The 24,529-nt window shown below is 32.9% G+C and carries 31 protein-coding genes; 10 read left to right on the forward strand and 21 right to left on the reverse strand.

What is annotated here, in order from left to right; translation table 11 throughout:
* Positions 1-15 precede the first annotated feature (15 nt).
* From tig to FA046_RS12825, 4 genes are all read left to right on the forward strand, one after another.
* Positions 16-1,359 carry a trigger factor gene (gene tig / locus FA046_RS12810; protein WP_136826910.1) on the forward strand — a complete coding sequence of 448 codons (1,344 nt, stop codon included), beginning with the start codon at positions 16-18 and terminating at the stop codon, positions 1,357-1,359.
* A gap of 302 nt (positions 1,360-1,661) precedes the next feature.
* Positions 1,662-2,360: an ATP-dependent Clp protease proteolytic subunit gene (locus FA046_RS12815; protein ID WP_136826911.1), complete on the forward strand. Its 699-nt coding sequence runs from the start codon at positions 1,662-1,664 to the stop codon at positions 2,358-2,360.
* Positions 2,360-3,601: an ATP-dependent Clp protease ATP-binding subunit ClpX gene (gene clpX / locus FA046_RS12820; RefSeq protein ID WP_136826912.1), complete on the forward strand. Its 1,242-nt coding sequence runs from the start codon at positions 2,360-2,362 to the stop codon at positions 3,599-3,601. The genes FA046_RS12815 and clpX overlap by 1 nt, the downstream gene beginning before the upstream one ends.
* 52 nt (positions 3,602-3,653) lie before the next feature.
* On the forward strand, positions 3,654-4,508 hold the full coding sequence (locus tag FA046_RS12825; RefSeq protein ID WP_136826913.1) for an AMP nucleosidase: 855 nt from the start codon (positions 3,654-3,656) through the stop codon (positions 4,506-4,508).
* 551 nt (positions 4,509-5,059) lie between these two features.
* Here FA046_RS12825 and FA046_RS12830 read toward each other — a convergent pair.
* Genes FA046_RS12830 through FA046_RS12845 form a run of 4 tightly spaced genes read right to left on the reverse strand, consistent with a single transcriptional unit; the run spans position 5,060 to position 7,056 of the window.
* Positions 5,060-5,638 carry a YhcH/YjgK/YiaL family protein gene (locus FA046_RS12830; RefSeq protein WP_136826914.1) on the reverse strand — a complete coding sequence of 193 codons (579 nt, stop codon included), beginning with the start codon at positions 5,636-5,638 and terminating at the stop codon, positions 5,060-5,062.
* A 53-nt stretch (positions 5,639-5,691) separates the two neighbouring features.
* Positions 5,692-6,375, reverse strand: a complete 684-nt coding sequence (locus FA046_RS12835) for a class I SAM-dependent methyltransferase (RefSeq protein ID WP_136826915.1) — start codon at positions 6,373-6,375, stop codon at positions 5,692-5,694.
* A 50-nt stretch (positions 6,376-6,425) separates the two neighbouring features.
* On the reverse strand, positions 6,426-6,773 hold the full coding sequence (locus tag FA046_RS12840; protein WP_136826916.1) for a HepT-like ribonuclease domain-containing protein: 348 nt from the start codon (positions 6,771-6,773) through the stop codon (positions 6,426-6,428).
* Entirely contained in the window at positions 6,766-7,056 is a 291-nt protein-coding gene (locus FA046_RS12845; RefSeq protein WP_225870929.1) for a nucleotidyltransferase family protein, read from the reverse strand. Before FA046_RS12845 ends, FA046_RS12840 begins: the two co-directional genes overlap by 8 nt.
* A 490-nt stretch (positions 7,057-7,546) precedes the next feature.
* On the opposite strand from FA046_RS12845, the gene FA046_RS12850 reads away from it, so the two are divergent.
* Positions 7,547-7,903, forward strand: a complete 357-nt coding sequence (locus FA046_RS12850) for a helix-turn-helix domain-containing protein (protein ID WP_136826918.1) — start codon at positions 7,547-7,549, stop codon at positions 7,901-7,903.
* Between the two features lie 92 nt (positions 7,904-7,995).
* Here FA046_RS12850 and FA046_RS12855 read toward each other — a convergent pair whose 3' ends face one another.
* From FA046_RS12855 to FA046_RS12900, 10 genes are all read right to left on the reverse strand, one after another.
* Positions 7,996-8,586 (reverse strand): HD domain-containing protein, encoded by a 591-nt coding sequence (locus FA046_RS12855; RefSeq protein WP_136826919.1) that lies wholly within the window; start codon positions 8,584-8,586, stop codon positions 7,996-7,998.
* Positions 8,587-8,726: 140 nt separating this feature from the next.
* Positions 8,727-9,035 (reverse strand): type II toxin-antitoxin system RelE/ParE family toxin, encoded by a 309-nt coding sequence (locus FA046_RS12860; RefSeq protein ID WP_136826920.1) that lies wholly within the window; start codon positions 9,033-9,035, stop codon positions 8,727-8,729.
* On the reverse strand, positions 9,017-9,259 hold the full coding sequence (locus FA046_RS12865) for a hypothetical protein (RefSeq protein ID WP_136826921.1): 243 nt from the start codon (positions 9,257-9,259) through the stop codon (positions 9,017-9,019). The genes FA046_RS12860 and FA046_RS12865 overlap by 19 nt, the downstream gene beginning before the upstream one ends.
* A 200-nt stretch (positions 9,260-9,459) precedes the next feature.
* On the reverse strand, positions 9,460-10,104 hold the full coding sequence (locus tag FA046_RS12870) for a hypothetical protein (RefSeq protein ID WP_136826922.1): 645 nt from the start codon (positions 10,102-10,104) through the stop codon (positions 9,460-9,462).
* A 193-nt stretch (positions 10,105-10,297) separates the two neighbouring features.
* Positions 10,298-10,591, reverse strand: coding sequence for a type II toxin-antitoxin system RelE/ParE family toxin (locus FA046_RS12875; RefSeq protein WP_136826923.1), 294 nt, complete (start codon positions 10,589-10,591; stop codon positions 10,298-10,300).
* Positions 10,576-10,812, reverse strand: a complete 237-nt coding sequence (locus FA046_RS12880; protein ID WP_136826924.1) for a hypothetical protein — start codon at positions 10,810-10,812, stop codon at positions 10,576-10,578. The genes FA046_RS12875 and FA046_RS12880 overlap by 16 nt, the downstream gene beginning before the upstream one ends.
* Positions 10,813-10,884: 72 nt before the next feature.
* Positions 10,885-11,484, reverse strand: a complete 600-nt coding sequence (locus FA046_RS12885) for a transposase (RefSeq protein ID WP_205943652.1) — start codon at positions 11,482-11,484, stop codon at positions 10,885-10,887.
* 230 nt (positions 11,485-11,714) lie between these two features.
* Positions 11,715-12,359, reverse strand: a complete 645-nt coding sequence (locus FA046_RS12890; RefSeq protein WP_136826925.1) for a hypothetical protein — start codon at positions 12,357-12,359, stop codon at positions 11,715-11,717.
* Positions 12,360-12,378: 19 nt separating this feature from the next.
* Positions 12,379-12,825 (reverse strand): hypothetical protein, encoded by a 447-nt coding sequence (locus FA046_RS12895; RefSeq protein WP_136826926.1) that lies wholly within the window; start codon positions 12,823-12,825, stop codon positions 12,379-12,381.
* Positions 12,826-12,967: 142 nt separating this feature from the next.
* Entirely contained in the window at positions 12,968-14,395 is a 1,428-nt protein-coding gene (locus tag FA046_RS12900; RefSeq protein WP_136826927.1) for a tyrosine-type recombinase/integrase, read from the reverse strand.
* Between the two features lie 565 nt (positions 14,396-14,960).
* Between FA046_RS12900 and fabG the strand changes: the two genes are divergently transcribed.
* From fabG to FA046_RS12925, 5 genes are all read left to right on the forward strand, one after another.
* Complete coding sequence (gene fabG, locus FA046_RS12905; RefSeq protein ID WP_136826928.1) at positions 14,961-15,704, forward strand: 3-oxoacyl-[acyl-carrier-protein] reductase; 744 nt, start codon at positions 14,961-14,963, stop codon at positions 15,702-15,704.
* 206 nt (positions 15,705-15,910) lie between these two features.
* On the forward strand, positions 15,911-16,633 hold the full coding sequence (locus tag FA046_RS12910) for an SIMPL domain-containing protein (protein ID WP_136826929.1): 723 nt from the start codon (positions 15,911-15,913) through the stop codon (positions 16,631-16,633).
* A gap of 2 nt (positions 16,634-16,635) precedes the next feature.
* On the forward strand, positions 16,636-16,875 hold the full coding sequence (locus tag FA046_RS12915) for a DUF3253 domain-containing protein (RefSeq protein ID WP_136826930.1): 240 nt from the start codon (positions 16,636-16,638) through the stop codon (positions 16,873-16,875).
* A 98-nt stretch (positions 16,876-16,973) separates the two neighbouring features.
* Positions 16,974-19,052 (forward strand): hypothetical protein, encoded by a 2,079-nt coding sequence (locus FA046_RS12920; protein WP_136826931.1) that lies wholly within the window; start codon positions 16,974-16,976, stop codon positions 19,050-19,052.
* Positions 19,039-19,656, forward strand: coding sequence for a trimeric intracellular cation channel family protein (locus FA046_RS12925; RefSeq protein WP_136826932.1), 618 nt, complete (start codon positions 19,039-19,041; stop codon positions 19,654-19,656). Before FA046_RS12920 ends, FA046_RS12925 begins: the two co-directional genes overlap by 14 nt.
* Here the strand turns inward: FA046_RS12925 and FA046_RS12930 are convergent.
* The 7 genes from FA046_RS12930 to yihA all read right to left on the reverse strand — a co-directional run bounded on the left by FA046_RS12930 (position 19,653) and on the right by yihA (position 24,429).
* Positions 19,653-19,967 carry an FtsB family cell division protein gene (locus FA046_RS12930; RefSeq protein WP_136826933.1) on the reverse strand — a complete coding sequence of 105 codons (315 nt, stop codon included), beginning with the start codon at positions 19,965-19,967 and terminating at the stop codon, positions 19,653-19,655. The genes FA046_RS12925 and FA046_RS12930 overlap by 4 nt on opposite strands.
* A gap of 107 nt (positions 19,968-20,074) precedes the next feature.
* Positions 20,075-20,359, reverse strand: coding sequence for a type II toxin-antitoxin system RelE/ParE family toxin (locus FA046_RS12935; protein ID WP_136826934.1), 285 nt, complete (start codon positions 20,357-20,359; stop codon positions 20,075-20,077).
* Positions 20,344-20,568, reverse strand: a complete 225-nt coding sequence (locus FA046_RS12940; RefSeq protein WP_136826935.1) for a hypothetical protein — start codon at positions 20,566-20,568, stop codon at positions 20,344-20,346. Before FA046_RS12940 ends, FA046_RS12935 begins: the two co-directional genes overlap by 16 nt.
* 166 nt (positions 20,569-20,734) lie before the next feature.
* Positions 20,735-20,980: a hypothetical protein gene (locus FA046_RS12945; protein WP_136826936.1), complete on the reverse strand. Its 246-nt coding sequence runs from the start codon at positions 20,978-20,980 to the stop codon at positions 20,735-20,737.
* Between the two features lie 125 nt (positions 20,981-21,105).
* Positions 21,106-22,815 carry a M3 family oligoendopeptidase gene (locus FA046_RS12950; RefSeq protein ID WP_136826937.1) on the reverse strand — a complete coding sequence of 570 codons (1,710 nt, stop codon included), beginning with the start codon at positions 22,813-22,815 and terminating at the stop codon, positions 21,106-21,108.
* On the reverse strand, positions 22,812-23,672 hold the full coding sequence (locus tag FA046_RS12955; RefSeq protein ID WP_136826938.1) for a UbiA-like polyprenyltransferase: 861 nt from the start codon (positions 23,670-23,672) through the stop codon (positions 22,812-22,814). The genes FA046_RS12950 and FA046_RS12955 overlap by 4 nt, the downstream gene beginning before the upstream one ends.
* Before the next feature lie 127 nt (positions 23,673-23,799).
* Positions 23,800-24,429 carry a ribosome biogenesis GTP-binding protein YihA/YsxC gene (yihA, locus tag FA046_RS12960; RefSeq protein WP_136826939.1) on the reverse strand — a complete coding sequence of 210 codons (630 nt, stop codon included), beginning with the start codon at positions 24,427-24,429 and terminating at the stop codon, positions 23,800-23,802.
* Positions 24,430-24,529 lie beyond the last annotated feature (100 nt).

Genomic DNA, 24,529 nt, shown 5'->3' on the forward strand with positions numbered 1-24,529 from the left:
AAAAAGATACTTACAATGAACATTACACAGGAAAAGATCAATGATCTAAGCGCAATAGTAACCGTTAAAATCACTCCTGAAGACTATCAGGAAAAAGTAAATAAAACCATTAAAGATCAGGCGAAAAAAATGAAGCTTCCTGGTTTCCGCCCCGGAATGGTTCCTCCTGCACATGTAAAGAAAATGTACGGAAAAAGCATTTTGGTTGAAGAAATCAATGCTTTATTATCAGATTCTGTAAATAATTATATCCAACAAAACGAAATTGAAATTTTAGGTCAGCCTTTACCAAAGGAAGATGAAGGAAGCTTTAACTGGGATTTTAATGATGAGTTTGTTTTTAATTACGAATTAGGTCTTGCTCCAAAAGTAGATTTAGAATTCAGTGCTGAAGATAAATTAACACAATACATTATTAAGGTTGATGAAGAAACTTTAGCTTCGAGAATAAAAAATATAAGAAGAAGCTATGGTAAAATGACAAATCCTGACGTAGTGGCAGATGGTGATGTGGTTTTTGGAGAGTTTATTCAGTTGAATAATGATGGTTCTGTTTTTGAAGGTGGCATTAACGTAACTACTTCTTTAAGATTAGACATAGTGAAAGACGCCACAGCGTTAAAATCATTAATTGGCTTAAAGAAAGATGATGTTGTTGAATCTTTTGATTTAGTAACCGCAGTAGATGACGAAAAACAGTTGATTAAAATTTTAAAATTAGACGAAGAGAACCCAATTATTCCAACGTCTAAATTTAAATTAACTGTAAAAAACATTAACAGATTAGAGGAGTCAGACCTTAATCAAGAGTTCTTTGATAAACTCTTTGGTGCTGGAACAGTAACCACCGAAGAAGAATTTAGAGTTAAAATAACCGAAGAACTAGAGTCGATGATGACTCAAGATGCGGAAAGAAGATTAGCAGCTGATCTTTACAAATACGGTTCTGAGAAGGCTGATATGGCTTTGCCAGATGCATTTTTAAAACGTTGGTTAGAAATCAGCAATAAAGATATTTCTGATGAAGAATTAGAAAAAGGCTACGATGATTTCGCTAAAAACTTAAGATGGACTTTAGTAGAAAACAAAATTGTAAAAGATCAAAAATTAGAGATCAAATACGAAGATGTTTACCAAATGGCTAAAGCTCGTTTAGAAGGGCAGTTTAAAATGTATAGCCCACAAGGTTTAACAGAAGAACAATTAGGACAATACACCGCTCAGTTTTTGCAAGAAAAAGAAAACGCAAACCGTATTTTTGATGAAGTAAAAGCTCAAAAGGTTTTTGATCATTTAAAAACTGTTTTCACTTTAGAGCAAAAAGAAATAGATTATAACAAGTTTTTAGAACTTCAATAGTTGTAAACATTTAGTTTAAAGGATTTATATTTGCAAAGCAGTCTTCCAAAAAAGGCTGCTTTTGCTATTTATAAAAGCCAGTAAGTAAATTTTAGGTTTTCTTTATCAATTTTAAATATTAAAAGCTGTAATTATTTATTAAAATATTACGTATTATTGATTATAAACTTGCTCTATTTGCTTGAAAAATAAATAAATTGGCAAATAAAAACACCTTCAATAATTTGCTGTTTAATACAAAATAAGAGGGGTTTGAAAATAAATTTAACATTAGGTAGCCTATTACCTCAATAAATAAAGAAATGAATATAGATAAAAACGAATTTCGTAAATACGCAGTAAAGCACCACAGAATTGGTGGCGCACATGTAGATAGATACATTAATCACACCGAAGGTATTTTAAGACCAAGCGGGATGACGCCTTATATTATAGAAGAGCGCCAGTTAAATGTGGCGCAAATGGATGTTTTCTCCCGTTTAATGATGGATAGAATCATTTTCTTAGGTGATGCTATTTATGATCAAAATGCAAACATCATACAAGCTCAGTTATTATTTTTACAATCAACAGATGCTAAAAGAGACATTCAAATTTACATCAATTCACCCGGCGGATCTGTTTATGCAGGCTTAGGTATTTATGATACCATGCAATACATATCACCAGATGTAGCTACTATTTGTACCGGTATGGCAGCTTCTATGGGAGCGGTAATTATGTGTGCAGGCACTAAAGGTAAAAGAGCAGCTTTACCACATGCTCGTATCATGATTCACCAACCATCAGGTGGCGCACAAGGCGTAGCTTCTGATATGGAGATCAACTTAAGAGAAATGCTTAAATTGAAAAAAGAATTATATGACATCATTTCTAAGCATTCTGGTCAAACTTATGATTGGGTAGAAAAAGCATCAGATAGAGATTATTGGATGAAAGCAGATGAAGCCAAAACTTTTGGTATGGTTGATGAGGTATTAGGTTCAAATTCAGAAAAATAATGAGTAAAAGTCAAAAAGATATCAAATGTTCTTTTTGTGGTGCAGGCAAGTTAGATAGCTTAATGCTTATTGCTGGCTTAGATGCACATATTTGCGATAAGTGCGTAGGGCAAGCTAATGAAATATTAGCCGAGGAGTTAACACTCAAAAAAGGAAAAAATATCCAATCTGCCGTTACACTTTTAAAGCCACAAGAGATCAAAAGTCACATAGATCAATATGTGATTGGTCAGGATGCTGCAAAAAAAGTATTGGCAGTTGCCGTATATAACCATTACAAAAGGCTCAACCAAAAAATTGGTAAAGATGAAGTAGAGATCGAAAAATCTAACATCATGATGGTGGGCGAAACCGGAACCGGAAAAACTTTGCTGGCTAAAACCATTGCTAAAATTTTAAACGTTCCTTTTTGTATTTGTGATGCTACCGTTTTAACCGAAGCTGGTTATGTAGGGGAAGATGTAGAAAGTATTTTAACGCGTTTATTACAAGCTGCAGATTATGATGTAACCGCAGCAGAACGTGGAATTGTTTACATAGATGAGGTAGATAAAGTAGCCCGTAAAAGTGATAATCCATCTATCACCAGAGATGTATCTGGCGAGGGAGTACAACAAGCTCTTCTAAAAATATTAGAAGGAACGGTTGTTAACGTACCACCACAAGGCGGTAGAAAACATCCAGATCAAAAAATGATTCCTGTAAATACCAACAATATCCTTTTCATTTGCGGAGGAGCTTTTGATGGTATCGAGAAAAAAATTGCCAACCGTTTAAGAACCCAAACCGTAGGTTATAAAGTGAAGGCTGATGATTCAGAAATAGATTTAAAAAACCTGTATAAATACATCACCCCGCTAGATCTAAAATCTTTCGGAATGATTCCCGAGCTGATTGGTCGTGTGCCGGTAATTACGCATTTAGATCCCTTAGACCGTCAAACACTTTTAAATATTCTTAGCGTACCTAAAAATTCATTAATCAAGCAATATCAAAAACTGTTTGAATATGAAGATATCGCTTTAGATTTTGATAAGGAGGTGTATGAATTTATAGTAGATAAGGCCATGGAATTTAAATTAGGAGCTCGTGGGTTAAGGTCCATTTGCGAAGCCATTATGATAGATGCCATGTTTGAAATCCCCTCGCAGAAGCAAGAATCTAAAAACTTGCTGATAGATATAGAATATGCCCGGGACAAATTTGAAAAGTCAGATCTCAAGAAATTAAAAGCAGCATAAAAAAAGCCTCCCGAATAAAAAATGGGAGGCTTTTTTATAAAACATAAAATTTATGAACGAAGAAAAAGACATTAAAAAAGAACTGGTTCCAAAACCACCCAAAGAAGTAAATACGCCTATTAAAAAGGGCTTAAAATCTAAAGAAGACATTGTAGCCAATTGGTTACCACGCTACACTGGTAGGCCTTTAGACGAGTTTGGAGATTATATTTTACTCACCAACTTCTCTAAATATGTGCAACTGTTTTCAGAATGGAATAACAACGCACCAATTTACGGTTTAGATAAACCCATGCAAAGTGTGACTGCTAATGGCATCACCATCATCAATTTTGGAATGGGCAGCCCATTAGCCGCTACCATGATGGATTTGTTAACGGCTATTAAACCAAAAGCAGCCCTGTTTTTAGGGAAATGCGGAGGCTTAAAGAAAAAGAACGAAATAGGTGATTTAATTTTGCCCATTGCAGCCATCAGAGGAGAAGGAACTTCAAATGATTATTTGCCTGCCGAAGTTCCGGCGTTACCTGCTTTCGCCTTACAAAAGGCTATTTCTACCACCATTAGAGACCATTCTAGAGATTACTGGACGGGTACGGTTTACACTACCAACCGCCGAGTTTGGGAGCATGATGGTAAATTTAAAAAGTACCTTAAAAGCTTAAGAGCCATGGCCGTAGATATGGAAACAGCCACTATTTTTACTACAGGTTTTGCCAATAAAATACCAACTGGCGCATTATTATTGGTTTCAGACCAACCTATGATTCCAGAAGGAGTGAAGACAGCCGAAAGTGATTCTTCTAAAACATCTTCAGATCATGTAGAATCGCACCTTAAAATTGGTATAGATTCTTTAAAGCAGCTCATCAATAAAGGACAAACGGTAAAACACTTAAAGTTTTAAATTTTTTTGAAAAGCAAGGTTCTTCGCTTTTTTGTGCCGATAGTCCCGCTATTCATTACAATGCCCACGCTAAAAAAGCTGTGGGCATTTTCATTGCTATCGGGTTTATGATATTCAGGTTCTCCTTTATTTAAAAAATCCGAACGCTGCATCATAGAGTCAAAGGATTTCTAATGAGTTTGTCATGCTGAGCGGAGTCGAAGCATTTATTCAGAGTTGTAATGCTATTGTAGATTCGACAACTTTTTTGCCAACGTGATTAGAAAGTTGTCGAATCTTTATTATGCTGAGCGAAGTTGAAGAATCCAATTTTATGTCCTGCTGAGCGAAGTCGAAGCATCTCCATCCAGATTTGTTATACTAGTGTAGATTCGACAACTTTCTTGCAGACGTGATTAGAAAGTTGTCGAATCTTTATTAATTAACTAAAAGAATGAAAATTAAATAAAACCTCAACGGTAGCGGAGTTGAAGCATTTTCCATTACGTTTGTCATGCTGAGCGGAGTCGAAGCATCTTTATTGTAATCATAGACCAATTCGAAGCACCCCTTTACTTCACCCTTATTTTAATCACCAACTTCTTCACTTTCTCCTCATTCACCTTAATATTTGGGCGATGCGCATCCGAAGGGAAAAATAAATAAAATTCTTTTGGAGTAGCCTTGGCATAAAAGGCTTTATCAATTTCATAATTGGCAACATCTTTAGTAGGGTTGTATGCATTTACAATCTTAGCTTTTGCAGATGGCGCAATACCTATTTTTTCTTCACCTTTAATTACATACTGTAGGTCTATATATTTTTGATGAGACTCCCATTTAGTATCTTTAAGCGGTTTGTCTACTATTTCAGTAATAGAAGCAAAAACTTCTTCACCATCAATAGGGTATTTGCCTGGTGCTAAAGTTACTAAATCTTGAGTTTTCATAAATTCAAAAGCTTTATCCCAAGCTGCTTTATTCGCATTGTATTGTTTTTCAAACTCATCTTTATTGGTTTGGTAAGACGCAACAGGCTTTAAACCTTTAGAAATATCTTGATTATAAAACCACATTTGTGATTTATTTAAAGAGGTACAAGCTGTAAAAAGTAATGCAGCAAAAATGGGAAATAAGATTCTTTTGTTCATAATCAGGTTTAATAGTTTAGGGACTGCAATGTAAAAGATAATTGATCTAAATCCTATTTCTTTTGCGCATACACAATTACCCACATGATGTTTTTCCAAAGCACATCAATATTGGTAAAGCCTACTTCTTTCAATTGCTCCAAATGCCAAACCACCGGTGTATGATAATCATGATCTGTTTGATGTTGCATCCACATATCCCAGTTTTTTGGGGTCGAGCCTAATTTAAGAGCCTCGATTTTCCACCTTGCAATATGAGTTTGATAAATTTCTTCGGTAATGCCACGGGTTTGGTCGGCAAATTCAAATATGCCATTGGGTTTTAGTATGGTTAATATTTGTTGATACAGTTTTTTCTTTTCATCATCTTTAATATGGTGAATAGCAATACTAGAAACTATAAAATCAAAGTGGTTTTCTGGAAAATCTAGAACACTAAAATCTTGTTGATGATAAATGATATTAGTGTTTTCTTTAAACCGCGTTTTACATTCGTTTAAAATATCCGCAGAAATATCTAAAGCATGAATCTCGGCATTTGGAAAATGATGGAGTATGGCAGCAGTTAAATTCCCGGTGCCACAACCTAAATCTAAAATACGTTGAGGTTTAAAATCTTTGGGTAAATAACAAAACAGGTTGTAAAAAATCTCCTCATACCTAGGCACACATTTACTAATTAATGCGGTATAATCAGAACTTAATTGGTTGTAAAAGCTTTCTACAGAGATATTCATACGTTATTAAGTGATTAATGCAATTATTTGATATGACGAACAGCCAAAAGCTAGGTTTCTTGAATCAAATAATCAACTTCAATTTTTAATTTAGGTAAATGATTAATTAAAATAGACCAAATATTTTCATCTGAAATATTGTCATAAGCGTGAATTACATGATTTCTTAATCCAATAATCGCCTTTGCATTGGTGATTTTTTCAGCATAGGATTTATCACGACTGATAATTCTGTTCATTGCTTCACCAATAATTTCAAGATTTCTTTCAACAGCTCTTTTCAGCATGATGTTGTTCCGATATTTGAAAAAATCTTTTTCTTCGTTTTGGAAGAACTCATTTATTTCATCAATAGATATTTGCACATCAAATAACCATTTGAGAATTCTTTCATCCATAAATTAGTTCTTTGGATTGGTCTATTGATTTAATTAAAATGGGATTTCGTAAAGTTTGTTGTTCAACTAAATCAATCTCACGACCAAATAAAGATTCTAATTTTTCTTTTAAATTGATGTAGTTATCAAAATATTGAGATAATTCAATGGGTTTGAATTTCACCAGTAAATCAACATCACTTTTATGATTAAAATTAGAAGTTAAGGCAGACCCAAATAGGTACATTTTTTCTACATGGTAAATCTTACATAGTTTTTTTAAGCTTTCTATATGATTATCCATTATTCCCATAGTTCAAATTTAGCTAAAAAAATCTTTGATAAACACCTTTTAAAGCTTAAGGATTTGTTTTGTTATTGTTTCTGCCAATTAGCCGGACAACTTCATCCATCTTCATGTTAAAAATTTCAGTGATTTTAAAAAAGGAACGCTGAACCTTTTGGAGTTAAAGCGGATGACACATTCTTTGTATTTAAAAGTTCAAGATGCGCTTAAAGCTAACATCAGGAACAGCTTGTTAATCAAATATTTATCTTTATTACCGCTATGACCTCTGAATATCTGTGGTTAAAAAAAATAATAAAGCATTGAAAAACAATAAGAAAAAAAATAACCACAGAGGGCTCAAAGTTCACAGAGCTAAATTTAAGTAGACTATGATAAATAGTACTAAGAAATAATGGGTTGAAGCGTATGAAATTTCTTAGTTTCCATAAATTTGTAGAAACTATTGCTTTTGATACCTCAATTTTAACTGAAAAAAAATATAAAGATGAGCTGGAAAGTGTTAAAAACCGAAGAGGAATATCATCATGCTGCTATAAGAATGATGGAAATATTTTATGCTGCACCAAATACGCCAGAAAGCGAAGAATTAGACTTATTAGTGGTTTTGGTAAAGGATTATGATGATAAACATTTTCATCTGCCAGAGCTTGACGCTTTAGAGGTTATTAAGTATAAAATGCAGGAAATGGGAATGAAATCAAAAGATTTGGAGTCTATTATTGGCAGCAAAGGACATGTTTCGGCAATACTTTTTGGCAAGAGAGAAATTACCTTAAAAATGGCTCAAAAACTTAAAGATTATTTTAGTATTCCTGCCGAAGTATTTTTTAATGGTGCGTAGGTTGATGACATGATCTTTGAAAGCTGATTCAACTTAGCTAATCCCAATATTTTTAACAAAATAAATAGCTAGAACAGCAAGGCTTTAGTCAATTATTTTTTAAGAATTCCTTTATCCACACTTTCGTTTATTAAATTTTCGGCATAGTTCCAAATTGTTGTCGAACCGTTTTTAATTGCTTTTTTCTTATCATAAACTTTTTGATAGGGAACATTAAACTCTAACCAAGTCCCACCATTATTAGAAGTATTTTGTAATAATGGTTCAAACCTGTCCATTGACTTTGCAAATTTTGCCTCCTCCGTAATACCATCTTCAAATTCTTTCCAAATGGCAATAAATTCTTCGGCTTGCGCTGTGGGTAATAGTCCGAAAATTCGTTTAGCAGCTAAAAGTTCCTCGTCTGTATTGGTGTGGTTTTTGGCAACATCATATAAAAAAGTATCTCCTGCATCAATTTCTACAATATCGTGGATTAAAACCATTTTTAATACCTTAAGAATATCTATTGGCTTATCCGAATGTTCTGCTAATACAATAGTCATCATTGCTAAATGCCAACTATGTTCTGCATCATTTTCTTGCCTGTCGCTATTAAATAATTTAGTCTTACGTTGAATGTATTTTAACTTGTCAATCTCTTTTATGAAACTTACTTGTTTTAATAAATGATCTGTTTGCATTATTTTATATGTTTTGAGAGGGATTAATGCTTTTTAACATTCTGCCATTTATAGGGTAAACTCCGCTATAATCATTTTAAAGATTTTAGTAATCCCGAAAAAGGAATAAGAAACCAGATTGGAGTCTAGAACTCACCGTTTTACTTGGTTAAAATATCAAGCATTTTTTTGGGATCTTGTCTATTATCCCAAAATGCTGTAATTATCAACTTTTCATCCAAAAGTTTATAGTAAATACTAAAGTGCCCCATGGCTGATTCTCTTGTGTTAGGATAATTAGTTAGTTTATAGCTACTTGTATTCTTAAGAATAAGATTTATCCTTTTCTTTGTTAGTATGATGAGTTTTTCGGCATATTGAGTTGAATGATTTCTGAGTGTCCAATATTTAAGTATTTCTCTTCTCTGCCTTGCTGCTGTTTCTGTCCAGACTACAGACCTTTTATCCATTCTAAATCACTTTTGTCTAGTTGGTCTTGTGAAATCAACCTTTCTTTTTTAATGTCATTGTCGCTTAATTGTAGCATTAGAATTTGTTCATCCGAAAGTTTCACAATGTCATTATCTATTGAGCTTTTCTCAACCAATTGATATAATGCAGATAAATAATCTTTGTTAGAAATTGTTAGCAGTTTATCTATTATACTGTTTCTTAAATTGTCTGTACCAGTCATTTTAATTTCTTTATATAAAGGTTGTGAATTTAGAGGAACTTTCCAAAATAGAATGTTTCCTAAACATGTTCTGTTTTACAATAGCTTTCTATAATTGTTACTGCTAATAAGCCGGACAACTTACTCCATCTTCATTTTAAAAATTTTCAGTAATCCTGAAAAAGGAATACTAAAACCAAATTGGGACTGCACTTTACAAACTAATTATATACTGGTTTGCTTTGGTCTACTATTTTAAGTTTTATTCTGAATTTCCCGTTCTCCACTATTATACTAGAGCCTGTATTGGTTCTTATGTTGCCTTTAAAGGTTCCTTCCATAATATAATCTTTGAAACTAGTTACTACTAATGTGATCCCTTTATAGCTGCTAGAATGAAATGAAAAGTTGTCATTTTGTGAATTTTGTATAGCGCTTCCAGCTTTTTTTAAGTTTAGAAGCTGTACTTCAACACGTTCGCAAAGTACTTGATTTTGGTGAGGGAGTGTATAGGGGATAGCTCTGTTTAAAATATCTGCTTGATCAAAATAGATAGCAATCCTTATATCTTGAAGTTTGTTAAAACGGACTAAATGAATATTATCTAATTTTATCAAATTATTGATAAATAAGGCATTTAATACCGTAGAATTATCTGGATACCTATCTACAAAAGTTGATGCGCAATATATTTCATGACCATCAAACTCACCAGATATGAAGTATTCAGATTTTTCATCAGGCTTTACCGTTTTTAAAAATTCTTTGTCGGGGTCTGGTTTTGTTTGTGTTAAGGCAACTTCATATTTCTTTTCGCAAGAACTAAAAAGGGCTATTGTAAACAAGATAAGTAATGCGTTTTTCATAAATGATATTTTAAGTTTCTCAAAGAGGTGATTTTAAATATTAATACGGAGATCCTAGATATTGTGATACAATGAAAATTTTATAAAAAGGAACAAAATTTTCCATTCGGCTAGCAACTTTCTCTTTCTTCATTCTAGAAATTTCAGTGAGCCTGAAAAAGGAACAAACTGAAACCAGATTGGGTTGTTGTTATTAAAGTTTTAGCTTTTTAGGATTTTGTCTTGTATCCCAAACCCGTAAGATTTGAATGGTTTTTACTGAATGGATGTAAAATAATTGATAGTTACTTATTACTTTCAATCTAAGGTTTGGGTAATCAGTTTGAATACCAATCTCTGGAAATTCTGCTATAATATTTGCCGCTTCTTTAAAAAGCGCTTCTAATTTCTCACTGTAAGTATCACTTTTATTATGCTCTAACCAAAATTTATAGATTTTAAACCGGTCTTTAATGGCCGCAGCAGTCCATTCTATTTTTTTAGACATTCTTTCATCATTTTATCAGCATCTTCTGATGAATAAACTCTTCCAGCTTTTATATCTTCTAATCCGAATTCAATAGCTTCTTTTTCTTCTTGTGTAAGTTTGTAAATGGAGTCTAATTCCGATTCCATATTTACCAATTTATAAATTTCTTCAAGAACAGATTGATCTTCTATCGAAGTGACTTTATTAATAATTTGGATTTTTAGCTCTGATGATGACATGATCTTTGAAATTTTATTCAATTTAGCTAATTTTTTGAGTTTGTACAAACTCATTATCATTTGCAAAATGAGTTAAAAGCGGATGACACATCCTTTATATTTAGAAGTTCCAGATGCGCTAAAAGCTAACATCTGGAACAGCTTGGGAAGCTGGTGGTATTCATCTAGTTTAACATCAATATAAGCGATATGGCGTTCAATCTTAGCAGGATTGAAATTGTTCTTTTTAGAATTCTGCGCCCTCAATTTGGTGCTGTCACCCGCCAGGAGTTTACCGCCAATCAGATCGAAATTATTAGCTAAGGCTACTGTAGCATGAAACACCTTGCGTATGGCTTTAGGATGATCTTTTCTGAAATTGGCAATAGTATTATGATCGGGAGCCAAACCTTTCATGAGCCACATCAGTTCGATATTACGTCTGCATTCCTTTTCTAGCTGACGGGAAGAACGGATACGGTTAAGGTAACCGTAGATGAAAAGACGCAACAGTTCAGCAGGGTGATAGGCTGGTCTGCCGTTATCAATAAAGTCCATCTCAAAACCATAGTCTTGAAGTTTGATGGAGGAAACAAATAAATCAATCAGACGAACCTCGTTATCTTGAGCTATTGCTTGTTCTAAGCAGAAAAACTCCGTTTGGTTCCTGTCTTTTCCAATGATGAATTTCATACTTGAAAATACAAAATAGCCACCTTTTTACATCATCAGCCACCTTAGAAGTTATCATTAATTGTGGAAAACAGATTGGAGGTTTTTAGACAGTTTGACGTTTGGCAAGTTTGTACTGAAATGGCGTTAAAGCATTACTAATTTCAGCTTGCATAAACTTAATTAATTTGCAGAAAGTTATTTCAAGCAGGTCAGCCATTTTTGTACAAACTTGTTGTTAGCAGCTGGCTTTATTTTATATATTCCAAATATCCTGTTGTATTTAACGATTCTTCAATTTGTTTTTGCGAAAGACTTTTAGTTGGTGATAACAAAATCTCTTTTGAAAGCATTTCTATTGAATTCCAAACGTTTTCCTGTTGAAATATTAAAGCGATTCTTTCAAGTTCGTTTGCAATATAATTTATGTCATGTGTTTTTGAGTTTAGCGATGAAAGTAAGCTATTGATACTCAGAACCCTAGTAAGGTCTGGCCCTGAAATTTCAATTTCTAATTGGCCTTTAAAGTCACTTCCGCTTTTAAATAGATGTTCGGCAACTGAACCCCCTAATAATGTTCCGCCTATTTTGATTGCGGCTAATTGCGTTTGAGATTTTAAATTTGCCGGAAGTGAATTATACATTTCAGAATCTTCATTGAAGGTAACAATCGCAGCTATTAATATATTTATATTATAATTTCCATAATTAAATTTTGTAAAAGCATTTCCAGAACCATCTTGTAACAAAGTTACATTCTCGCATGTGAAACCAGACAGATATGCCATTAAAATATGCCCACTTTCATGATAAGCATTTTGCTCTTCTTGGTTAGATTCCATTTTTAGTTTGTTACCAGGAGCTAAAATTGAAAATATTTTTTTAAGAATATTCATTTTGAATTTAATTATGATTTCATTTTATCGAATTTATTATTTTGGTGTGTAATTCTTTTAATTTGTTATTTGCCTGTGGTATTTCTAAAAATATACCAAGAGATTTACTCTCTTGTTCATTATGTGTTTTTCTAGTCATTTGAGCTCGATCATCCAAAACTATTCGACCCAATTTATCTTTACTACTTTCCTCAACAGTCACAAACGAGTGAGAAATTGTATCTCTTAAATTCCTCAAATTAACTCCATTTATAAATTCCTCCGATAAATCAAGTTGTGGCATTTTTGAGGGCATTCCTGAATCAAGTTGGTCGCTAGTTGCGTATGGAATTAACAAGTATAGTGCAATTATTTCACGTACACCTGGTACTAAAAGAATACTATCATTTCCATCTAAAATATTCTGGGCAATTTCTGAAAGGAAAATAGAATGTTCTCTAAAATTAGTATCTCTGTCTTTAATCATTTGTTTTGTGTAAAAATATTATAGGAGAAGTTCGGTGTTGTTAAGTTTTTCTCGATTTTCTAGGTGCTTGCTGCTAACTAGTATATATGCGCTACCTATAGCGTATATATTTCATATATGTTAAGCAATATAGCATTTGATTTTAAATATTTAGGCTGTCTAACGGACTTTTAATTAAACTAATTTGCTTTGTACTTACATAAGTATATATTTCTGTGGTTTTTGTACTACTATGTCCTAATAGTTGTTGTATGTATCTAATATCTGTACCTGCTTCTAATAAATGGGTTGCAAATGAATGCCTAAGCCAATGTAGGGTAGGTTTTTGCCTTATACCCGCTTTTCTGCAAGCTTCATTTAGCACTTGTCTTAAAGAACTTATGGCGTATTGATCGCCATATTGGCCTTCAAACAAATATATTTTCGGTTTAAAAAGCAAGTAATATTCTTTCAGTAGCAATAAAAGTTTTTCAGAAAGCATCACTTTCCTGTCTTTATTTCCTTTTCCTTTAGTAACAGAAATAAGCATACGTTTACTATCAATATCTAAAACTTTCATATTAATAATTTCCCCTGCTCTTAAGCCGCAACTATAAAGCATACTTAGCATAGTTTTATGTTTAAGGTTGTTGCAATTATTTAATATTTTTTCTACTTCTTCTTTTGCCATTACTTTTGGTAAAACACGTTCTTTTTGGGGTCTAATGATTTGATTTTTATAATCTTGTTTATTTAATATGTTCTTATAGTAGTATAATACTGCATTTATTAAACAGTGAGTTGTGCTTGTACTAAAATAATTGTGGCTAGCCATTTTTAAAACAATATCATTTACATTTTGAGGGCTTAAACTTGTGAGCTCTTTATTTATGCTTTTGCAATAATAAATGAAATTGAAAAATGAAGAATAATAGCCATGTATGGTATTTAAGCTATAGTTATTAGATTTTAAATGGCTTAAATACTCATTGGGTAGTAAAATATCAGTAATGTAACTTTGTTTCCAAAATATAGATTGTAGGTATAAACTTTGAATATTGATATGTTGGTGCAAGGCAACAAAAACTTTCCCTTTAATAGCATTAAGTAGTTTTAAAAGATTAATTTCTTGCATGGGCATTAAAAATGCTGATAGATTTCTATTGTAGGTAATAAAGTCTAATTCTAATAATTCCTTTTTACAAGCTAAAATATGGTCTGTTGTGATAAGGTAATATTTGTTGTTTTCTATGATTGCGTTTTTAACTATTACTCTAAGTTTGAAATCATACTTTGGAATTTCAAACCTAGGTAAGGCATGTTGTGGTTCTAATTGAGCCTGAGTGATAGGTAACCTATGAAAACTATTTTTATTAATAGCCAATCTTCCTTTTGCAGCAATTTGTATAGCATCTAATATCTCTTCTTTTGCATCTGTAAAAAGTATTTTTTTTGAATAATCATATTTGAAGTAATTTAAAGACAAAAGCCATTTAAATAGGGCTGGATTTTTAAAAAAGGTGTATTTGTAAATTTCTTTATTATTGTGAGAAATGGCTTTTACATATAGTTGAATTGGTTTTTGTTCCATTTTTAGAATAAATGAGTTGTTTTTACTCTAAGTTATAATGGATTGTAGAAAATAGTCGTGTATAAACAGATATATCCGTTTATATCCGGATATACATGGATAAAGATTCGCTAATGAAATTAAGGCCTAATTAAAAATAGTGTAAAAGGCAAAATTTTGATTTGAAATTTATGGACGAGTTTATTCTTTTGCGCTACAATATTGGGCAATTGTAAAGCTATTTCTGTATAGGACAAATATAGGGCAATATGCTATGAGTTCGGTATCGGGTATGGGCGTGTTCAGTACGTCTTCGGTCATCCTACGTTGAGGAACGTAGGATGACCGAAGGAAGCCACAAAGAGTACTGTCTCTATGCCGAGCAGATGCAAGTAGGTTGCACTATCCTGAGTTAAATAAACCTGATGGAAATGGATACCGGCCAAGCGCCTAATGCCTGTGTGCGTATGAATGTACAGCGGGGCTGGCGATACTAAAGAGTTGATGGCTTGGCTTTTTCCCAAATAGATTCCTTTGGAACTAAAAATTCCCTATTTTCACAGCGGAAACATTTTTAACATTCGACATGAAATTATTAGAAGGAAAAACCGCTTTAATTACCGGTGCATCTAAAGGAATTGGAAGAAAAATTGCTGAAAAATTTGCCGAACATGGTGCAAATGTGGCTTTTACTTATTTATCATCGGTAGAAAAAGGATTGGCTTTAGAAGAAGAATTAAAATCTTTTGGTACGCAGGTAAAAGGCTACCGTTCTGACGCTTCAAAATATGACGAGGCAGAAAAGCTGATTGGCGATATAGTTAATGATTTTGGGACGATTGATATTGTGGTAAACAACGCCGGAATTACCAAAGATGGTTTGCTGATGCGTATGAGTGAAGAGAATTTTGATGATGTGATTGAAGTGAATTTAAAGTCGGTTTTTAATACCACCAAAGCGGCTTCTAAAATAATGATGAAGAACCGTAAAGGGGTTTTTATTAATATGAGTTCTATTGTTGGGGTGCAGGGAAATGCTGGTCAGGCTAATTATGCAGCTTCTAAAGCGGGTATTATTGGTTTCTCTAAGTCGGTAGCTAAAGAATTAGGTTCTAGAAATATTAGGACTAATGTAGTAGCGCCAGGGTTTATAAAAACAGAAATGACTGATGTTTTAGACCCTGAAGTGGTGAAAGGTTGGGAAAAAGATATTCCGTTAAAAAGAGCAGGCGAAACAGAAGATATAGCCAATGTTTGTGTGTTTTTAGCTTCGGATATGAGCGCTTATATTACCGGACAGGTGATTTCTGTTTGTGGGGGAATGTTGTAATTAGTATCAAGATATTAGTATCAAGTATCAAGATATTAGTATCAAGTATCAAGATTTTAGTATCAAGTATCAAGATATTAGTATCAAGTATCAAGATTTTAGTATGAAGTATCAAGATATTAGTATCAAGTATCAAGACATAAGATTAAAGAGTTGGGATGAAAGTTCTGGCTCTTTTTTTGTTTAAATTGCTTAAAAATATAGCTATGCAAAACAACAGATTTATACTTCCGGCTTTAATTATGGGCATTTGCCTTATTATTGTTTCGCTTTTTTTAGCTAGTGGATTAAGAAACATCAAAAGTGAAAAATCTATTAACATCACAGGTTCGGCAAAGCAGTTGATTGTATCTGATTTAGGCATTTTAAAAGGGAATTTTAATATTTCGGCAGCTACCGCACAAGATGCTTACCGCGAATTGGAAAGACAAAGGCCACTGGTGATTGCATTCTTAAAAAGTAAGGGTTTTAAGGCTGCGGATATTGATTTAAAAACCATTAGCGTTTATCCGCAATATAATTTTGGGCCAAATGGGCAGCAATTGGGTGTGAGAGATTATGTAATTAACCAAATGTTAGAGGTGAGCGCCAAAGACGTGAATTTAATTAAAGAAGTTTCTATTTCTATTGCCTCATTATTTGAGCAAGGTTTAAATTTTAATGTGAACCCGCCAGAATATTATTATACCAAACTAAGTGATGTGAAAATTAGAATTCAGGCTGAAGCAGCTAAAGATGCCATGATAAGGGGCGAAAAAGTAGCCGAAGCCACCAATAGTACATTAGGTAAATTAACCAGTGCCCGTATGGGGGTTTTACAAATTACGCCCGAAAACTCTAACCAAACTTCTGATTATGGTATAAATGATGTGAGCTCTATCCGTAAAGAAATTACCGCCGTAGTAAGTGCGAATTTTGAAATAGAGTAAATATGAATTTTTTATATAAAGCTTTTATTTTGGCTTTAGCCGAGGAGCGAGGGGAGATTTCGCCCAGAGAAGTGGCTGCAAAATTTCCAAAAAACGAATGGCATAAAGCTTTACCTGATATTAAATATGCCGCCTGGCAATTATATACCGATGGAAAAATAGAGCTGATACAGCAAGGAAAAGTGTTTAATTCTGAGGAAGAATTAGGCGACGATTATAGAATGAGACTGAAAAAGAGCTGATATAATTGATCTATTTTTCTCCTGATGGCTTAAATGAAAAACTCCTGTTAAAAACATTTTCAATCCCTGTTCTAAAATGCCATATTTACTAATTAAATATGCCTTTACTATTTGCAATCTTTTTTAACAATTTAAGTGCCTGGTGGCTCATTCCTTGTTTGGCTTTTGGCTTTGCTATGGCTTGGCTTTTATACCAAAATAGTAAGCTAGAGAATAGGAATTTAAAGTTAGTGCTATTTGCATTAAGATTTATCTTAATGAGTACGATCGCATTTTTATTGTTAGCGCCTTTATTAAAATCTACCAAACAGCGTTTAGAAAAACCATTAATTATCATCGCTCAAGATGCTTCGGCTTCTATCTCTGCAGGTTATAAAGGATTTGATGCTGCCGCTTATCAAAAAGATTTGCAGCAATTGGCAGAAGATTTAAAATCAGATTATGAGGTAAAAGTGTTCAACTTTGGGGAAGCCGTAAAACCAGATTTTGATTTTAAACAACAAGCCAAGCAAACAGATTATTCGCAATTATTCACTTACATTAATGAACAATATGCCAATAGAAATATTGGTGCGGTAGTATTGGCTTCTGATGGCATCATTAACAGAGGAACCAACCCTATTGAAGAAGTAAAAAGTAATAAATGGGCAGTTTATAGCATTGCTTTGGGCGATACCATCCCTAAAAAAGATTTAATTCTTTCTCGGGTAAACTATAACAATTTGGTTTATTTAGGGAATGATCATCAGCTGGAAATTCAGGTTTCGGCATTTAAAGCAAAAGGGGTGAACTCAGTTGTAAACATTACAACTAATGATGGGCAAAGTAAAGCCATCTCTTTAAATATTGATGAGGTGGAATGGCGCAAAACTTTTACGGTTAATTTAGAAGCTCGCAAAAAAGGCATTCAAAAAATTACAGTAACCATTAAACCTGTTGGTGGCGAACTTTCTAAACAAAATAACCAGCAAACTATTTTTGTAGATGTTTTAGATGGGAGAGAGAAAGTTTTGATTTTAGCTGATGCCCCTCATCCAGATATCAGCACTTTAAAACAAGCCATAGAAACCAATAAGAATTATGAAGTTAAGGTGGCTTTCGCCGATGCAATCCCTGCAAATATTAAAGATTATGGCTTAATTATTTTTCATTCCTTGCCTTCGGTTAGTCATCCAATTACTCAGGTTTTAGCACAAACGGCGCAACAATCCAGGTGGTTTATAATAGGTGCGGCAACCAATACATCGGCTTTAAGCCAGCAACAAAATGTACTCAATATTTCTGCAGGGCAGGTTACGCAAGAGTATTTGCCCAATTTGAATAAAGATTTTTATGCTTTTTCTTTAAGCGATCAAACCAAAGAGTCGTTAAGTGTTTTGGCGCCTTTAACCGCTCCATTTGGTAATTATTCTTTAAAAACAGCTGGTGTGGTATTGTTTAATCAGCAAGTGGCTAATGTAAAAACCATTGCGCCTTTATTAAGTTTTGGAAACGAAGGTGGCGTAAAAACAGCCTTGTTAACAGGCGAAGGCATTTGGCGTTGGCGATTAGAAGATTTTGAAAAGAACGAAAACCATGAAGCGGTTGATGAATTAATCACTAAATCTGTTCAATATCTTTCCTCAAAAGAGGATAAAAGGAAATTTAGGGTTTATGCCAGTAAAAATAGGTTTGCAGAGAATGAGCATGTGCTATTAAATGCCGAATTATATAATGATGCTTATGAGCTCAATAATGAGCCAGATGTTTCTATTAATATTAAAAGTGAAGGTAAAACCTACAGCTTTTTGTTCTCTAAAGTGGGGAAGGCTTACCAATTAGATGCAGGTTTTTTACCATCAGGAGCTTATAGTTTTGATGCTAAAACTCAATTTGGAAATAAACCTTACACCGCAAACGGACAATTTTTGGTGGAGGAGTTAAATGTAGAGTTGATGCAAACCACGGCAGATCATCAGTTTTTGTACAATTTAGCTGCGCAAAGCGGAGGAAAAATGGTTTATCCTTTAGCAATTAATAAATTGCGAGATGATATTGCTAAAAATGAAAAGGTAAAAACCATTAGTTTTGAAGAAAAGAGTTATGAAAACTTCATTAATTTGAAATGGGTTTTTGCAGTTTTAATGGTTTTGTTAAGTTTAGAATGGTTTTTAAGGAAAAGAAATGGGGCAATTTGATGTAGCTATTGCAGAAGTGATTACCATTTGCGGAACTTTTTCTTTCGCAGTATCTGGTGCATTTGCTGCCATGCAAAAGCGTTTAGATGTTTTTGGTGTGTTGATTATTGCTTTTGCCACTTCTGTTGGTGGTGGAACGCTTAGAGATATTTTATTAGGGGATACGCCCGTTTTTTGGCTGAAAAGTGCTAATTACTCCTTATTAATTTTAGTGACCGCTATTGTTGCTGTTATATTTTGGAAAAGGATAAAATCTTTGAAAATCACATTATTCCTTTTTGATTCGCTAGGACTTGGCTTTTTTACCGTTGTAGGTTTGCAAAAAGGTTTGGCTTATGATTTAAGTCCGGGAATTTGCGTGGCTTTAGGTACCGTAACCGGATGCTTTGGAGGTATTATTAGAGATATTTTGTTAAACAATATTCCTCTTATTTTTAGAAAGGAAATTTATGCTACCGCTTGTATTGTTGGAGGTATAGTTTATTTATTGTTAGATTATATTGGGGTTGACCCTACTTTTGTGAAAGTAATTTCTGTTGCAGTGATATTCTTAATTAGAATTATTGCGGTGAAATATAATTTAACGTTACCCAGAATGTATTAAAAAAAGCTTTCTTTTTCTTTAGCTTGAGTTTCAATAATCACAAAAACATCTTCATTGTCTCGTTTCATCAAATAACGTTCACGAGCAAATTTTTCTAGTTTTTCTGAATTGGTAGTTAATTCTTGAAGGTCTTTTTCTGCTTGAGCAATCTCTTTATTATAAAACTCTTTTTCTTCTTCTAATTTGTTCACCTTGGTTCGGTAATCATACTGAGAAGCTACATCATTCCTGTCAAAAAACAGCATCCAAACTATAAAAGCTATAGAGCAAAGGAAATATTTGTTTTTAAGAAGATCTAAGAGCCTTTTCATTGTTTCAAACTTATGAAATTCTAATTAAAGATACGTGACTGATTTAGAAATTTGATTTAAGTTTTTCCACTTGTTCACAAATTGGCATGGCATTGATTTTTAGAATCTTAAATATTCTCTTTTTGATGGAAAACATTAATGATTATAATATCTGAATGCTGATCCGTGTACTTATAATAGATATAAAAATCAGTCCAAATTAATAAATATATATTAGCTTGAGATGTTCTTAATCCTAACCTTGGATTTTGAGCTAGTTTTTTGAATCTATCAAATAATCCTTTGATGATTTTTTTAGAATATATTTCTGAATGATTTCTGTTATTATTAAAAGCGATGATTCTATCAAAGTCATCAAATGCGGCAGAAGATATAATTAATCTTTGAGCCATTTCTGATACTTTTCTTCAAAATCATTTAGTGTGAAATATTCTGTCTGATCACTTTCTAAAGTGTTTTTAAGCTTTTTTAGGTGTTCATTAGGGATTTCAAAAGGCTGTTCGTTTTTGCTAAAGATTAAATTTAAAGTTTCTAAAAGCTGCTGATCATTTGCAGTTTCTATTTTTTGATGCAATAAATCTTTAAGTTCCTGAATGCTCATATATAAATATAGAGAATTAAATAATTTAAGCCAATAGGTAAATTGAAATCTTATACTTATTCAAAAAAGAAAGTGATGGATATTGACCAAAGGGAGATTCAATACCTCAGATTTGATTTAAACATAAACATGGCTAAAAATAATTTCAGCCATGTTTAATTAATTTCTAATGAGCTGCAGACTCGTGGTTTTCTACTGTTCTGGCTGAATATAATGCGAAAGCTGCAATAACAAATACGCAACCTATTAAAATCCATACCCAAGATTCCTCTGCTCTGTCTTTTGCAGAAACATTACTTAATAGAGCTTGTGAAGCATAAACCTCTTGTGCAAAAGTAGCAGTTTGAGACATTAACAATACCACAAATAGTAATGCCGATTTAAGTATTGTTGGCTTGCTTATTTTTTTCATAATGATATAATAAAGATTAAATATGATAAGTGTTTTAACGATTTTTAAAATCCAATTTGGAGTCTCAAAAAACTAAATATGATCAAAAGTAAAAAACGATTGATAAATTTTAGCTTCTTCTTAAATTAATCGTCTAATTTTTTTAATTCTTGTTGAACAAAAGCCATCAATTCTTTAATGTAGGCTGCGCTAAAGTTAAACTGAATACCAGCCGTTTCGTAAATTTGGATCATGTTTTTAGTATAACCTAATTTTAAAGCATCTAAATATTTTGCTAAACCTTGCGTTGGATTTTCTTTGTAATTTTTCCAAACTGCAATAGCACCTAATTGAGCAATTCCGTATTCTATATAGTAAAAAGGGACTTCAAAAATGTGTAATTGCTTTTGCCAAAGATTTTCTAAAGCTTCCTGATGGTTGGTCCAATCTACAAAGTTGGCGCCAAATCTGGTGAAAATTTCTTTCCAAGCTTCAGTTCTTTCTTCTGCTGTATGGGTTGGGTTGGTGTAAATCCAATGCTGAAAAGCATCTACCACGGCAACCCAGGGTAAAGTTTTTAAAATATCTCTTAATTGATATTTTTTGGCTCTTTTTAATTCTTCTTTATCGGCAAAAAACTCATCCCAATGGTCCATAGAAATTAATTCCATAGACATTGATGCTAACTCCGCTACTTCAGAAGGGCAATGTTTAAAATCGTTGAGCTTGAGATTGGCGGTTAAAAAAGTATGAATAGCATGCCCACCTTCGTGAACCATAGTGGTTAAATCTCTAAAGGAGTTGGCCGAGTTCATAAAAATAAATGGAGCGCCACTTTCTGCCAATGGATAATTGTAACCACCCGGAGCTTTTCCTTTTCTGCTTTCTACATCAAATAATCCATTCTCTTTCATCACCTCTAACCTAGAGCCTAAAAATGGATCTAATTGGTTAAAGCATTTAATAGATTTATTAATTAATTCTTCGCCATTGTTAAATGGTTTTAAAGCTTCTTTTCCAGAAGTATCTACTTCGGTATCCCAAGGCTGTAAACTTTTTAAACCTAAAGCTTCTTGTCTTTCTTTGGCTTGAGCAGCTAAAATAGGAACCACTTCTTTTTGTATGGCATCATGAAAATCAAAACAATCTTTAGGGGTATAATCAAATCGGCCTAAAGCCTCAAACATATAATCTCTAAAATTATCAAAACCAGCATTTAAAGCTACTTGATGTCTTAAATCTTTAAGTTGATTAAACAGTTCGTCTAGTTTTTCTTTATCTTCTAATCTTCGGGCGGTAATGCTTTTCCAGGCTTGCTCTCTGGTTCCTCTGTTTAAATCTTTTAAAAAATTAGCGGCTTGCTCTAAAGTATATTCCTGTCCGTTTAAAGTAACAGACATGGCGCCAGTAATTCCCTGATATTTTTGTTGTTCTACCTGAATGGTGGTTAATAAAGGAATGTTTTCTTCTCTAAACAAGGCTAAAGATTTTTTTACCCCTCGTAAATAAACAAAATATTCATCATGATTCAGCTCATTAACAAACGGAGAATCAATTAACTTTTTGTTTAAATCATTGTTAAGAGGAGCCATTTTAGGTTCAATCTCCGTAGCAAAATATTGAAACGATTTTACCAAATCTTCATTGGCGGTATCACAAGTCATTTTAATATATCGCCAAGCAAAATCTTCTTCTAAAGCAGCTTCCAGCTCGCTTTTATCTTTTAACCATTGTTCTAATGCCGTAACAGAATTAATATTTCTGGCTAATAATTCATCAAAAATTGGTGATAAACTATCCCAATCAATATTTAAATTTTGAGGCAAATAATGGTGTATTTTCTTTTCTAAAATCATATTTGTGTACGGTAATAAATGTCAAACAAAAAACAAACGGCAAAAGCCACAGATGCAATTCCATTGGTGGTCATAAAAGCAAAATTCACTTTACTTAGGTCGTTAGGTTTTACCAATAAATGCTGATAAATTAACATACCAATAAAAATGCTTAATCCAATATAATAAGGCCAACCTAATGGCGTAAAAAATATTGGTGCAATTACAAAAACTGCGGCTAATACATGTAGCAAATTGCTTACCATTAATGCGTTTTTCTTTCCTAAATAAGACGGAATAGAATGTAAATTTTCATTTCTATCAAAATCTTCGTCTTGTAAAGCATAAATAATATCAAAACCACTAACCCAACATAAAACAGCTAAAGAAAATAAAATAGGCAATAAGGCAAATGCTCCGGTAACAACCAAGTAAGCACCTATTGGCGCTAAAGAAAGTCCCAATCCCAAAACTAAATGGCAAAGTGCCGTAAATCTTTTGGTTACACTATAACCTAGCACCACCAATAAAGCAACAGGTGACAGAAAAAAACACAGTTTATTGATAAACCAAGTAGCGGTAATAAACAATAAGCAATTTAATAGGGTAAACAATAATGCATTTTTTGCAGATATTTTCCCAGCCGGAATATCTCTATTTTTTGTCCTTGGATTTTTGGCGTCAATATCTCTGTCTAAATAGCGGTTAAATGCCATTGCGGCATTACGGGCTAATACCATACACAAAACCATTAATAGCAGTTTAAACCACGAAAAAGGGTTTGAAGTGGTGTTTATCGCTAAAAAAAAACCGATAAATGCAAAAGGCATCGCAAAAATGGTATGCGAAAAGGTGACTAGTGAAAGGTATTTTTTCATTGAATTTTATCATTGCATTTCTTAACAAAATCTAATGAAGATTAGTTTGCTAAAGAATGATCAAAAATAATTTAAAAGGATATGAATTGTGAAAATTAAAGTCAAACATTTACCCAATACTTAATTATTAGGTGTAAAAAGCAGTATCGTATTCTGGAATAATAAAATCCTGATTAGTTTGATGAATTAATTGTAGAATATCTTCTTTACCCAATTGTGTTTCTGCGGATGTTAATATCATTTGAGGAATTTCTTCAAAAAACTCCAACAATTCTTTCCTAAACAGCGCCATATTTTGTTGAGATTTTCCGTTTCCTTGTTTATCTGCTTTGGTAAAAGCTAAAATAAACGGAATTCCTCTTTCTCCTAAAGAACAGCAAAATTCAATATCAATTTTTTGAGGTTCTAATCTGCTGTCTATCAACACAAAAACGCATTGCAGACTTTCCCTTTTTTCTAAATAAAAGCGGATGAATTTAGCCCAATCTTCGCGGTTACTTTTTGAGCTTTTTGCGTAACCATAACCCGGTAAATCAACAATATACCAAGCTTTATTAATCAAAAAATGGTTAATTAATTGGGTTTTTCCTGGTTTTTGAGAAGTTTTGGCTAATCCCTTCACATCTACCAACATATTAATTAAGGAAGATTTACCCACGTTAGATCTGCCAATAAAGGCATATTCGGGTAATTCTGGAGGCGGAAGTTTGCTTATTTTGGTGTTACTAACCGTAAAGTCTGCAGATTTTATAATCATGCGGTAAAGTTAAGGTTTTAAAATAACCTAAACTATGTGAGTTACATCTTTAGCTTCCATTCTTTGTTTTTAAATTTTGTAACTTTAATATCCAACATCA

This window comes from Pedobacter cryophilus, assembly GCF_005116455.1.
Classification (GTDB): Bacteria; Bacteroidota; Bacteroidia; order Sphingobacteriales; family Sphingobacteriaceae; genus Pseudopedobacter; species Pseudopedobacter cryophilum.

Bases quoted from the DNA above. Each gene is read 5' to 3' on its own strand.
- FA046_RS12895 (WP_136826926.1), bottom strand. From the start codon at position 12,825: ATGATTAAAGACAGAGATACTAATTTTAGAGAACATTCTATTTTCCTT.
- FA046_RS12940 (WP_136826935.1), bottom strand. From the start codon at position 20,568: ATGAGCATTCAGGAACTTAAAGATTTATTGCATCAAAAAATAGAAACT.
- FA046_RS12880 (WP_136826924.1), bottom strand. From the start codon at position 10,812: ATGTCATCATCAGAGCTAAAAATCCAAATTATTAATAAAGTCACTTCG.
- FA046_RS12835 (WP_136826915.1), bottom strand. From the start codon at position 6,375: ATGAATATCTCTGTAGAAAGCTTTTACAACCAATTAAGTTCTGATTAT.
- FA046_RS12875 (WP_136826923.1), bottom strand. From the start codon at position 10,591: ATGTCTAAAAAAATAGAATGGACTGCTGCGGCCATTAAAGACCGGTTT.
- tig (WP_136826910.1), top strand. From the start codon at position 16: ATGAACATTACACAGGAAAAGATCAATGATCTAAGCGCAATAGTAACC.
- FA046_RS12920 (WP_136826931.1), top strand. From the start codon at position 16,974: ATGCCTTTACTATTTGCAATCTTTTTTAACAATTTAAGTGCCTGGTGG.
- FA046_RS12885 (WP_205943652.1), bottom strand. From the start codon at position 11,484: ATGAAATTCATCATTGGAAAAGACAGGAACCAAACGGAGTTTTTCTGC.
- FA046_RS12915 (WP_136826930.1), top strand. From the start codon at position 16,636: ATGAATTTTTTATATAAAGCTTTTATTTTGGCTTTAGCCGAGGAGCGA.
- FA046_RS12950 (WP_136826937.1), bottom strand. From the start codon at position 22,815: ATGATTTTAGAAAAGAAAATACACCATTATTTGCCTCAAAATTTAAAT.
- yihA (WP_136826939.1), bottom strand. From the start codon at position 24,429: ATGATTATAAAATCTGCAGACTTTACGGTTAGTAACACCAAAATAAGC.
- FA046_RS12870 (WP_136826922.1), bottom strand. From the start codon at position 10,104: ATGAAAAACGCATTACTTATCTTGTTTACAATAGCCCTTTTTAGTTCT.
- FA046_RS12930 (WP_136826933.1), bottom strand. From the start codon at position 19,967: ATGAAAAGGCTCTTAGATCTTCTTAAAAACAAATATTTCCTTTGCTCT.
- fabG (WP_136826928.1), top strand. From the start codon at position 14,961: ATGAAATTATTAGAAGGAAAAACCGCTTTAATTACCGGTGCATCTAAA.
- FA046_RS12935 (WP_136826934.1), bottom strand. From the start codon at position 20,359: ATGGCTCAAAGATTAATTATATCTTCTGCCGCATTTGATGACTTTGAT.
- FA046_RS12825 (WP_136826913.1), top strand. From the start codon at position 3,654: ATGAACGAAGAAAAAGACATTAAAAAAGAACTGGTTCCAAAACCACCC.
- FA046_RS12865 (WP_136826921.1), bottom strand. From the start codon at position 9,259: ATGACTGGTACAGACAATTTAAGAAACAGTATAATAGATAAACTGCTA.
- FA046_RS12925 (WP_136826932.1), top strand. From the start codon at position 19,039: ATGGGGCAATTTGATGTAGCTATTGCAGAAGTGATTACCATTTGCGGA.
- FA046_RS12890 (WP_136826925.1), bottom strand. From the start codon at position 12,359: ATGAATATTCTTAAAAAAATATTTTCAATTTTAGCTCCTGGTAACAAA.
- FA046_RS12815 (WP_136826911.1), top strand. From the start codon at position 1,662: ATGAATATAGATAAAAACGAATTTCGTAAATACGCAGTAAAGCACCAC.
- clpX (WP_136826912.1), top strand. From the start codon at position 2,360: ATGAGTAAAAGTCAAAAAGATATCAAATGTTCTTTTTGTGGTGCAGGC.
- FA046_RS12955 (WP_136826938.1), bottom strand. From the start codon at position 23,672: ATGAAAAAATACCTTTCACTAGTCACCTTTTCGCATACCATTTTTGCG.
- FA046_RS12900 (WP_136826927.1), bottom strand. From the start codon at position 14,395: ATGGAACAAAAACCAATTCAACTATATGTAAAAGCCATTTCTCACAAT.
- FA046_RS12845 (WP_225870929.1), bottom strand. From the start codon at position 7,056: ATGGATAATCATATAGAAAGCTTAAAAAAACTATGTAAGATTTACCAT.
- FA046_RS12860 (WP_136826920.1), bottom strand. From the start codon at position 9,035: ATGGATAAAAGGTCTGTAGTCTGGACAGAAACAGCAGCAAGGCAGAGA.
- FA046_RS12910 (WP_136826929.1), top strand. From the start codon at position 15,911: ATGCAAAACAACAGATTTATACTTCCGGCTTTAATTATGGGCATTTGC.
- FA046_RS12830 (WP_136826914.1), bottom strand. From the start codon at position 5,638: ATGAACAAAAGAATCTTATTTCCCATTTTTGCTGCATTACTTTTTACA.
- FA046_RS12945 (WP_136826936.1), bottom strand. From the start codon at position 20,980: ATGAAAAAAATAAGCAAGCCAACAATACTTAAATCGGCATTACTATTT.
- FA046_RS12840 (WP_136826916.1), bottom strand. From the start codon at position 6,773: ATGGATGAAAGAATTCTCAAATGGTTATTTGATGTGCAAATATCTATT.
- FA046_RS12855 (WP_136826919.1), bottom strand. From the start codon at position 8,586: ATGCAAACAGATCATTTATTAAAACAAGTAAGTTTCATAAAAGAGATT.
- FA046_RS12850 (WP_136826918.1), top strand. From the start codon at position 7,547: ATGAGCTGGAAAGTGTTAAAAACCGAAGAGGAATATCATCATGCTGCT.